The following is a 9,445-nucleotide window of genomic DNA, read 5'->3' on the forward strand; positions in this document are numbered from 1 at the left end:
TGGGGGCACGGCGGGCGTGGAAGCGGCGGCCGATGCGGCCTTGAGCGCGGCACTTTCCGCCGCCGCCTCGGTCTTGGCCAGTTCCCGTTGGCGTTTGGCTTCATCGAGCAGATACCGCTGGTAGTCGTCGAGGTCGCCGTCGAAGGGGCCGACGGCGCCGCGGCCCACCATCCAGAACTCGTCGCACACGGCGCGCAGCAGCGCACGGTCGTGGCTGACCAGCATCACGGTGCCCTCGAATTCGTTGAGCGCCATCGACAGCGCCTCGCGGGTGGCCAGGTCAAGGTGGTTGGTGGGTTCGTCAAGCAGCAGCAGGTTGGGGCGCTGCCAGACGATCATGGCCAGCACCAGGCGGGCTTTTTCGCCGCCGCTCATGCTGCCCACGCTTTGCTTGACCATGTCGCCCGTGAAGTTGAACGTGCCCAGGAAGCTGCGCAGGTCCTGTTCACGGCTGGATTCGCGGCTGTTGGGGCCCAGTTCCCGGGCCAGACGGATCATGTGTTCGAGAGGGTTCTCCTGGGGACGCAGCACGTCCAGCTCCTGCTGGGCGAAGTAGCCGATCGACAGGCCCTTGCCTTCCGTCACCGTGCCCGCCAGCGGGGTCATGGTGCGGGCAATGGTCTTGACCAGCGTGGACTTGCCCTGGCCGTTGGCGCCCAGAATGCCGATGCGCTGGCCGGCCAGCACGCTGCGGCTCACGTTCTGGAGGATGGTGGTTTCGTGCCCGTCCTCGCCGCGGTAGCCAAAGGCGGCGTCGCTGATGGCCAGCATCGGGTTGGGCAGGTTGAGCGGCTCCTTGAATTCGAAGGTGAATTCCGCCTCGGCCAGCACGGGCGCAATCTTCTCCATGCGATCGAGCGCCTTGACCCGGCTTTGCGCCTGCTTGGCCTTGCTGGCCTTGGCCTTGAAGCGGTCGATGAACTTCTTGAGGTGGGCGATTTTTTCCTGCTGCTTGGCGAAGCTGGCCTGCTGCAGTTCGAGCTGCTGGGCGCGCAGATCCTCGAACTTGCTGTAGTTGCCGCCGTAGCGCGTGAGCTGCGCGTTGTCGATGTGCAGGGTGACGTTGGTCACGGCATCGAGAAACTCGCGGTCGTGGCTGATGACGATCATCGTGCCTTCGTAGCGCTTGAGCCAGGCCTCCAGCCACACCAGGGCATCCAGGTCCAGGTGGTTGGTGGGTTCGTCGAGCAGCAGCAGATCGCTTGGGCACATCAGTGCGCGGGCCAGTTGCAGGCGCATGCGCCAGCCGCCCGAGAAGCTGTTCACGGGCTTGTCGAGCTCGGACACCTTGAAGCCCAGGCCAAGAATCAGTGCCTGCGCGCGGGGCTCGGCATCGTGTGCGCCGGCATCGGCCAAGTCGGTGTAGGCATGGGCGATGGCCATGCCATCGTCGTCGGCCTCGGCTTTCGCCAACTGGGCGTGTAGGTCGGCCAGGCGCGTGTCGCCGGCCACGACAAACGCGGTGGCCGATTCATCGGTCTCGGGCATGTTCTGTGCCACCTGGGCCATGCGCCACTGCGCCGGAATCTGGAAGTCGCCCCCATCTTCGTGCAGCGAACCGTTCAGCAGGGCAAACAGGCTCGACTTGCCAGCACCATTGCGCCCGACCAACCCCACCTTCTCGCCGGGATTGATGGTGGCGTTGACGCCGTTGAGCAGCACCTTGGCGCTGCGGCGCAAGACGACATTTTTGAGAGTGATCATGGAAACGGGTCGACAGTCTTTTCAAGCGGCGGGATTACCCCCGCCGGGGAATGGAATACAGGGTGCGGGTAGCGCGGTTGCCGCCGGCTCGGAAGGCCTGGCGGCGCGGCATTGCGCACGGGACATCGCCCATGGGCCGAGGGTGGGCGCGCCGGGAGGCAACCACGCGAGCGCCAGCCAGGCCAAGCCGGGAACGGCGCCCACCACCTCCTTCAGGAAGCAAAAAAGGCGGCCAGGGCCTGGCGCGTCACCACCAGCACCTGGTCGTCGCCCGCGCTGGTGTCCACCCAATACACAGGCAACTGCCCGAAGGCGGCCTCAAAGTAGGGGCGTTCGTTACCGATTTCGAGCACGAGCACGGCATTTTCGCTCATGCGCGAGGGCGCGTCCTGGAGCAGCCTGCGCACAAAGTCCATGCCGTCGGTGCCGCCAGCCAGGGCCAAAGCGGGTTCAGCGAGGTATTCGGCAGGCAGCCGGGACATGCTGTCCGCATTGACGTAGGGCGGGTTGCAGATGATCAGGTCCCACGGGCCGGGCAATTGGGCCAGGCCGTCGGACAGCTGCAGCGTGATGCGCGCCTGCAAGCCATGCCGGTCCACGTTGATGCGGGCCACCTCAAGGGCATCCGGCGAGATGTCGGCGCCCGTGACTTCGACTTCCGGCCAGGCCATGGCCGCCAGAACGGCCAGGCTGCCGTTGCCGGTGCACAGGTCCAGCACGCGGCGCGTGTGCTCGCCCAGAAAGTCGTCGATGCTGCCGTCAACGAGCAGTTCGGCGATGAAGCTGCGCGGCACGATGGCGCGCTCGTCCACATAGAACGGGATGCCCTGCAGCCAAGCCTCGCGCGTCAGGTAGGCTGCGGGCTTGCGACTGTGGATGCGTTCTTCAAAAAGTGTAGCAACCTGCGCAAGTGCACCGTGCGCTACAGGCTGATTGGCGATGGAATCGGGGCCATCGTCCAGATCGCTGTCAAGCGGCAGGCCCAGGCGCCACAGCACCAGCCAGGCGGCCTCGTCCCGGGCATTCGTGGTGCCGTGTCCGAACGAAACGCCTGCGGCCGTGAGCAGTTTGGCGCCTGAATGCACCAGCGCGCCCACGGTGGTGCCTTGCAGCGCAGGAAGGGGTGTCGCGGGGCCGCTCATGCCGTACCTGCCTGGATAGCTGCGGCGGCCGTGGCGGCCTGGCGGTTCAGGTTTTCCAGGGTGCGGCGGTAGATGTTCTTGAGCGGCTCGATGTCGGCCACGACCACATGCTCGTCGATCTTGTGGATGGTGGCGTTGGGTGGGCCCAGCTCGATGACTTGCGGGCAGATCTGGGCAATGAAACGCCCGTCGCTGGTGCCACCGGTGGTGGACAGTTCGGTGGCGATGCCCGCCTCTGCCGTAATGGCCTGTTGCACGGCCGTGACGAGGTCACCGGGCGTGGTGAGGAAGGGCTGTCCGCCCAGGGTCCAGTGCAGGTCGTATTCGAGGCTGTGGCGGTCGAGCAGCGCATGCACGCGCTGCTTGAGGCCCTCGGCCGTCGATTCGGTGGAGAAACGGAAGTTGAAATCGACCACCACTTCACCAGGAATCACGTTGGTGGCGCCGGTGCCTCCATGCATGTTGCTGATCTGCCAGCTGGTGGGCGGGAAGAACGCATTGCCGTGGTCCCATTCCGTGACCGCCATTTCGGCCAGCGCGGGCAGGGCCTGGTGGATGGGGTTGCGCGCCAGTTGTGGGTAGGCGATGTGGCCCTGGATGCCGCGCACGGTGAGCTTGCCGCTGAGCGTGCCGCGGCGGCCGTTCTTGATCATGTCGCCCGTCTTCTCGACCGAAGTGGGTTCGCCCACGATGCAGTAATCCAGCACCTCGCCGCGCGCCTTGAGCTGTTCGACGACCACCTTGGTGCCATCGACCGAAGGGCCTTCCTCATCGCTGGTCAGCAGGAACGCGATGGCCAGGTGCGGATCGGGGTGCGCCGCCAGGAATTCCTCTGCCGCCACCACGAAGGCGGCGATGGAGGTCTTCATGTCGCTGGCGCCCCGGCCAAAGAGCTTGCCGTCCTTGTGCATGGGGGTGAACGGGTGGCTGCTCCACTGCGCCAGCGGGCCGGTGGGAACCACGTCGGTGTGGCCCGCGAAAACTATCGTTTTTGTAGCGCCTTGCGCACGTTCGGCAAGCGCAGCAGGCCTTTTTGCCCATAAATTGCTGACGCGGAAGTTCTCGGGCCCGCTGTCGAGGCGCTCGCAGACGAAACCCAGCGGGGCCAAGCGCGCCGCCAGCAGGTCGAGGCAGCCCGCATCCTGGGGCGTGATGGAGGGCAGGGAGATGAGCTGTTCGGCCAGGTGCAGGGTGCGGGACATCGGAAAGATCTGGGGAAATCGGGTCAGGCGGGTTTGACGTCGAGCACGATTTCGGTGAAGGAGGGTTGGTCGTCGGGGGTGTCCCGCGCTTCTTTTGTGCCTTGGCTGCGTTGGCGGCCAGGGCGAAGTCGTTTTGCAGGCGCCACATCAGGTTGGTGGGCGAGTCGGCATGGGCCAGACCTTCCTTGCGGTCGATCTTGCCTTCCATGATGAGGTGGGCGAGGGCTTCCTCGAAGGTCTGCGAGCCTTCGGCCATGGATTTTTCCATGGCCTCCTTGACGCCCGAGAAGTCGCCCTTTTCCACCAGCTCGGACACCAGCTTGGTGTTGAGCATGATCTCGACGGCCGGCACGCGGCCGCCGTCCACCGTGCGCACCAGGCGCTGCGACACCACCGCCTTGAGCGCCGACGCCAAGTCCCCCAGCATGGTGGGACGCACTTCGACGGGGTAGAAGCTCAGGATACGGTTGAGGGCGTGGTAGCTGTTGTTGCCGTGCAGCGTGGCCAGGCACAGGTGGCCCGATTGGGCGTAGGCAATGGCGGCCGACATGGTCTCGCGGTCGCGGATTTCGCCGATCAGGATCACGTCCGGCGCCTGGCGCAGCGCGTTCTTCAGCGCGGTCTGCAGCGACTGCGTGTCGCTGCCGATTTCGCGCTGGTTCACGATGGATTTCTTGTTGCGGAACTGGTATTCGACCGGATCTTCGATCGTGAGAATGTGGCCCGTGAGCTGGTTGTTGCGGTTGTCGATCATCGACGCCAGCGTGGTGCTCTTGCCCGAGCCGGTGGCGCCTACCACGAGGATCAGGCCGCGTTTTTCCAGGATCAGGTCGCCCAGGATGGGCGGAAGGTTCAGGGTGGCGAAGTCGGGAATCTGCTGCGTGATGAAACGGATCACCACCGCGTAGCTGCCGCGCTGGCGCATGGCACTGACGCGAAACCGCCCAACGCCTGTCAGCGGCACACCCATGTTCAGTTCGCCCGTTTCCTCGAGTTCCTCGATGCGGTCGGGCGGGACGATTTCGGACAGCAGGTTGCGCGGTGCGTCGGGCGGCAGGATCTGGTTGTTGATCGGCACGCACTCGCCGTTGATCTTGATCAGCGCCGGTGCATTGGCAGACAGGTAAACGTCTGATGCCTTCTTTTCGCTCATCAGGCGAAGAATCCGCTCCATCGTACTCATGGTGTTTCCCTCTCGTTTTTCGGTCAGCCAACGGCCCTGGGACGCTGTTCAATCACACCGGCGTGCACCCACGGCGCCGCGCCATCAGTCGCGCAGCAGGTCGTTGATGCTGGTCTTGGAGCGCGTTTGGGCGTCCACGCGCTTGACGATGATGGCGGCATACATGCTGTAGGGCGCGCCATTGGCGGCCGTTTTGGGCAGATTGCCGCTGACGACCACCGAGCCCGAGGGCACGCGGCCATAGCTGATCTCGCCGGTGGCGCGGTTGAAGATGGGAGTGCTCTGGCCGAGGTACACGCCCATGCCCAGAACGGAGTTTTCTTCGACGATCACGCCTTCCACCACCTCGGAGCGGGCGCCGATGAAGCAGTTGTCTTCGATGATGGTGGGGTTGGCTTGCAGGGGCTCGAGCACGCCGCCCAGGCCCACGCCGCCCGAAAGGTGCACGTTCTTGCCGACCTGGGCGCAGGAGCCCACGGTGGCCCAGGTGTCGACCATGGTGCCTTCGTCCACATAGGCACCGATGTTCACGTAGCTAGGCATCAGGATCGCGCCCTTGGCGATGAAACTGCCGCGGCGCGCGACGGCGGGGGGCACCACGCGCACGCCGGTGGCGGCCAGTTCCTGCGGGCTCAGGTGGGCAAACTTGGTGGGCACCTTGTCGTAGAAGCCCAGGTCGCCGGCCGAGATGATCTCATTGTCCTTCAGGCGGAACGACAGCAGAACGGCCTTCTTGACCCACTGGTGCACCGTCCATTGGCCCACGCCCTCGCGGGTGGCCACGCGCAGCGTGCCGTTGTTCAGCTCGGCAATCACATGCTCGACGGCGTCAACGATCTCCTGGGGGGCGGCCGCGGGCGAGAGGCTGGTGCGGTTGTCCCAGGCGTTGTCGATGAGGGTTTGGAGTTGTTGGGTCATGGTCAGGCAGTACGGGATTGGATGAATTGGACGATGCGCAGCGCGGCTTCCACGCATTCTTCGGTGTCGGCCACCAGGGCCATGCGCACGCGCTGGGCGCCGGGGTTGCTGCCCTGGGCCTCGCGGGCCAGGTAGCTGCCGGGCAGCACGGTGACATTGTATTGAGCCAGCAGGGCCCGGGCGAATTCGGTGTCGGTCATGCCCAGGGCGTCTGGCACCTTGGCCCACAGGTAAAAGCCCGCGTCGGGCAGCGAAACCTCCATCACCCCGGCCAGCAAGGGGGTGACCTGCGCGAACTTCTTGCGGTAGAGCGCGCGGTTTTCGTCCACATGCCGCTCGTCGCCCCAGGCCGCAATGCTGGCGGCCTGTACCACGGGGCTCATCGCGCTGCCATGGTAGGTGCGGTAAAGCAGGAAGGCCTTCATCAGCGCTGCGTCGCCGGCCACGAAGCCGCTGCGCAACCCTGGCACGTTGCTGCGCTTGGACAGGCTGGTGAACGACACCAGGTTCTTGAAGTCGCCGCGTCCCAGACGGGCAGCCGCCTGCAGGCCGCCCAGAGGCGGCTCGCCCTGGAAATAGATTTCGCTGTAGCACTCGTCCGATGCGATCACGAAACCATGGCAATCGCTCAGCTCAAAGAGCTTCTGCCACTCGGACAGCGGCATCACGGCCCCTGTGGGGTTGCCCGGCGAGCAGACGAACAGCAGTTGCGTGCGCTGCCAGACGGCGCCGGGCACCGAGTCCCAGTCGACCGCGAAGTTGCGGGCCGGATTGCTGGGGGCGTAATAGGGTGCCGCCCCGGCCAGCACGGCGGCGCCTTCGTAGATTTGGTAGAAGGGGTTGGGGCAGACCACCACGGGCTGGCCCTGGGAAGGGTCGATCACTGTCTGGGCGAAGGCAAACAGGGCCTCGCGCGATCCGTTCACCGGCAGCACCTGCGTGGCGGCATCGACCGCCAGGCCGTAGCGCCGCGACAGCCAGCCCGAGAAAGCCTCGCGCAAGCGCGGCTCGCCGGCCGTGGCGGGGTAGCTGGCCAGCCCGCCGAGGTGGGCGGTGAGAGCATCCTTGATGAACTGGGGCGTGGGGTGGCGGGGTTCGCCCATGCCCAGGCTGATGGGGCTGTAGCCCGCCGGAGGCGTCACCCCCGCAAAGAGCTGTCTCAGCCGCTCGAAGGGGTAAGGCTGAAGGTGTGAAAGCAGGGGATTCATGGGGCTGCATTATGGTGGATGCCATGGCGGCGCCGCCCCGCGCGGCCCTGCGCGCAGACGGCTCATGGAAAACCCTCGCCGGCAGCGTTTGTCAATCCGGCGTAAGAGCGGCCTCCTAGCATGGTTGTAACTATTTCTAACTACATGGGAGACACCATGGCCGGACTTTCCCCGCTGCGACCGGGCCAGGGGCTCATGCGCCGGCTGCATCTGCCCGGCAAGCTGGCGGTGACTGCAGGCGTGCTGCTGGGCTGTGTGGCGGCGGCTAGTGCCTCGGCGCCCTGGTGGCTGGTGCTGGCGGGCGTGGTGCTCGGGCTGTACCTGGTGCTGGCCCTGTATGCCAGCCTTTCGACAGACATGGCGGGTCTCGCCTTTGCCATGCAGCGCACCACGGGCGGCGACCTGTGCGCGCATGCGGGGGGCCAGGGACAGGACGAGCTGGGCGAGATGGCCCAGTCACTGGATCGCATGGTGCTCACGCTGTCGTCGATGGTGGCCGACATCCGCAGCAACGCGGCGCTGGTGGCCCATGCCGGGCAAACGCTCGCCCACGGCAACCGTGCCTTGGCAGAGCGCACCGAGCAGCAGGCGGCCAACCTGGAGCAAACCGCCGCCAGCGTGGAGCAGCTCTCGGCGGCCGTGCAAAGCAATGCCCAGACGGCCCTGGGAGCCGACCAGCACGCCGCCCAGGTGCGGCAGGCGGTGGATGTGGGGGCGCAGGCGATGGCGAAGGCGGTGCAGTCGGTGCAGGCCATCCAGCAGGGCGCGCGGCGCATGACCGAGATCATTGGCGTGATCGACAGCATCGCCTTCCAGACGAACATCCTGGCGCTGAATGCCGCCGTCGAGGCTGCCCGCGCGGGCGAGCAGGGGCGGGGCTTCGCGGTGGTGGCGGCCGAAGTGCGCACGCTGGCCAAGCGCTCTGCCGATGCGGCCCACGAGATCCGGCAGTTGATCGGTGCGTCGGTGGACCAGGTCGAGGCCAGTGCCGCCCTGATCCGCACGGCGGGCGACGGCATCGCCGAGATGGCTGGCGGCATCCGCAGCGTGGCGGCGAGCATGTCGGAAATATCGGGCTCGAGTGCAGAGCAAAGCGATGGTCTACGGGAAGTGAGCACGGCCGTACAGCAACTCGACCAGATCACCCAGCACAACGCCCAGATGGTCGGCAGCGCCGTGCAGCAGGCCGAGGCGCTGCAAAGCCGCGCATCGACGCTCTCGCGGGCCGTGGCGGCTTTCCGGCTGCAGCAGGGCACGGCCGAGGAAGCGGTCGCCCTGGTGAAAAAGGCGGTGGCGCTGCACAAGACCTCTTCGCGTGACGCTTTCCTGCGGGCCATCAGCGACAAGGCGGGGGCTTTTCACGACCGCGACATGTACGTGTTCGTGCTTGACACCGCCGGCACTTACCTGGCGTTTGGCGGCAACCCGGCCAAGGTGGGGACGCGCGTGCAGGATATTCCCGGCATTGCGGGCGACCGCCTCGTGTCCGACATCGTGGCCCAGGCCGATGATGTACCAGGATGGGTTGAGTACGACATCACCAACCCGTCCACGGGTGTCGTGCAGACCAAGATGTCGTTCGTGGCGCGCGTGGGAGATCTCTACGTGGGCTGCGGGGTCTACAAAAGCCTGGCGGCCCGCTGAGGGCCGTCGGCGGTGGCCCTGGCAGCTCCCGCGTCTGGTGCACACCGCGCGCATGTGTTGCCGACGGCTGACGTAAACCCGCTGAAGCCTTGCAGGCGCTGCTGCGCACCATCGGGATGGGAGGGCCGGCAGGCCGCCCAAGGGACGCGTCGCCGCCAAGCGTGGATCGCTGGCGGTGGAAGGCGCTGGATGCGGTGAAACTCCGAACTCACTGCTTTTGCAAGCAAGGCTGGGTGGAACGATGCGTGCCGGTACCGCGTGGGTGCCATGCCCCGACCAGCAAGCGCACCCATTTTGGAGCCTCCATGGGGCCCGGATGCGGGCGCACGGCCGTGGAGTTCTGCCTGAGGGGCCAGCCGCTTCCCACGCGTTGTGGCGCGCGAGCAATTCAGAGGGCGCCGGAACGTCAGGGTGACGGTGGCCCGCGGCGTTGCCGGGCCCGTG

Annotated in this window: 6 protein-coding genes and 1 pseudogene; 1 reads left to right on the forward strand and 6 read right to left on the reverse strand. The window is 66.3% G+C overall.

Annotated features, from left to right (window positions below):
- The 6 genes and pseudogenes from ACDELDRAFT_RS15240 to dapC all read right to left on the reverse strand — a co-directional run.
- A partial coding sequence (locus ACDELDRAFT_RS15240; RefSeq protein WP_005798380.1) for an ABC-F family ATP-binding cassette domain-containing protein occupies positions 1 to 1,704 on the reverse strand: 1,704 nt, incomplete at its 3' end.
- Positions 1,705 to 1,916: 212 nt separating this feature from the next.
- Positions 1,917 to 2,846, reverse strand: coding sequence for a 50S ribosomal protein L3 N(5)-glutamine methyltransferase (gene prmB / locus ACDELDRAFT_RS15245; protein ID WP_005798383.1), 930 nt, complete (start codon positions 2,844 to 2,846; stop codon positions 1,917 to 1,919).
- Positions 2,843 to 4,048: a succinyl-diaminopimelate desuccinylase gene (dapE, locus tag ACDELDRAFT_RS15250; protein WP_005798385.1), complete on the reverse strand. Its 1,206-nt coding sequence runs from the start codon at positions 4,046 to 4,048 to the stop codon at positions 2,843 to 2,845. Before dapE ends, prmB begins: the two co-directional genes overlap by 4 nt.
- Before the next feature lie 23 nt (positions 4,049 to 4,071).
- Positions 4,072 to 5,231, reverse strand: a pseudogene (locus tag ACDELDRAFT_RS15255) (PilT/PilU family type 4a pilus ATPase).
- Between the two features lie 84 nt (positions 5,232 to 5,315).
- Positions 5,316 to 6,149: a 2,3,4,5-tetrahydropyridine-2,6-dicarboxylate N-succinyltransferase gene (dapD, locus tag ACDELDRAFT_RS15260; RefSeq protein WP_005798390.1), complete on the reverse strand. Its 834-nt coding sequence runs from the start codon at positions 6,147 to 6,149 to the stop codon at positions 5,316 to 5,318.
- Positions 6,150 to 6,151: 2 nt separating this feature from the next.
- The gene (gene dapC / locus ACDELDRAFT_RS15265) at positions 6,152 to 7,357 is read right to left on the reverse strand and encodes a succinyldiaminopimelate transaminase (RefSeq protein ID WP_005798392.1); all 1,206 of its coding nucleotides are present in this window, start codon (positions 7,355 to 7,357) and stop codon (positions 6,152 to 6,154) included.
- 156 nt (positions 7,358 to 7,513) lie between these two features.
- On the opposite strand from dapC, the gene ACDELDRAFT_RS15270 reads away from it, so the two are divergent.
- Positions 7,514 to 9,001, forward strand: a complete 1,488-nt coding sequence (locus ACDELDRAFT_RS15270; protein ID WP_005798394.1) for a methyl-accepting chemotaxis protein — start codon at positions 7,514 to 7,516, stop codon at positions 8,999 to 9,001.
- Positions 9,002 to 9,445 lie beyond the last annotated feature (444 nt).

Origin of the sequence: Acidovorax delafieldii 2AN (assembly GCF_000175235.1) — a bacterium.
GTDB classification, from domain to species: Bacteria; Pseudomonadota; Gammaproteobacteria; order Burkholderiales; family Burkholderiaceae_C; genus Acidovorax; species Acidovorax delafieldii_B.

What these genes read in the sequence shown, in the direction of transcription:
- ACDELDRAFT_RS15270 (WP_005798394.1), top strand. Translation starts at nt 7,514, where the DNA reads ATGGCCGGACTTTCCCCGCTGCGACCGGGCCAGGGGCTCATGCGCCGG.
- dapD (WP_005798390.1), bottom strand. Translation starts at nt 6,149, where the DNA reads ATGACCCAACAACTCCAAACCCTCATCGACAACGCCTGGGACAACCGC.
- prmB (WP_005798383.1), bottom strand. Translation starts at nt 2,846, where the DNA reads ATGAGCGGCCCCGCGACACCCCTTCCTGCGCTGCAAGGCACCACCGTG.
- dapE (WP_005798385.1), bottom strand. Translation starts at nt 4,048, where the DNA reads ATGTCCCGCACCCTGCACCTGGCCGAACAGCTCATCTCCCTGCCCTCC.
- dapC (WP_005798392.1), bottom strand. Translation starts at nt 7,357, where the DNA reads ATGAATCCCCTGCTTTCACACCTTCAGCCTTACCCCTTCGAGCGGCTG.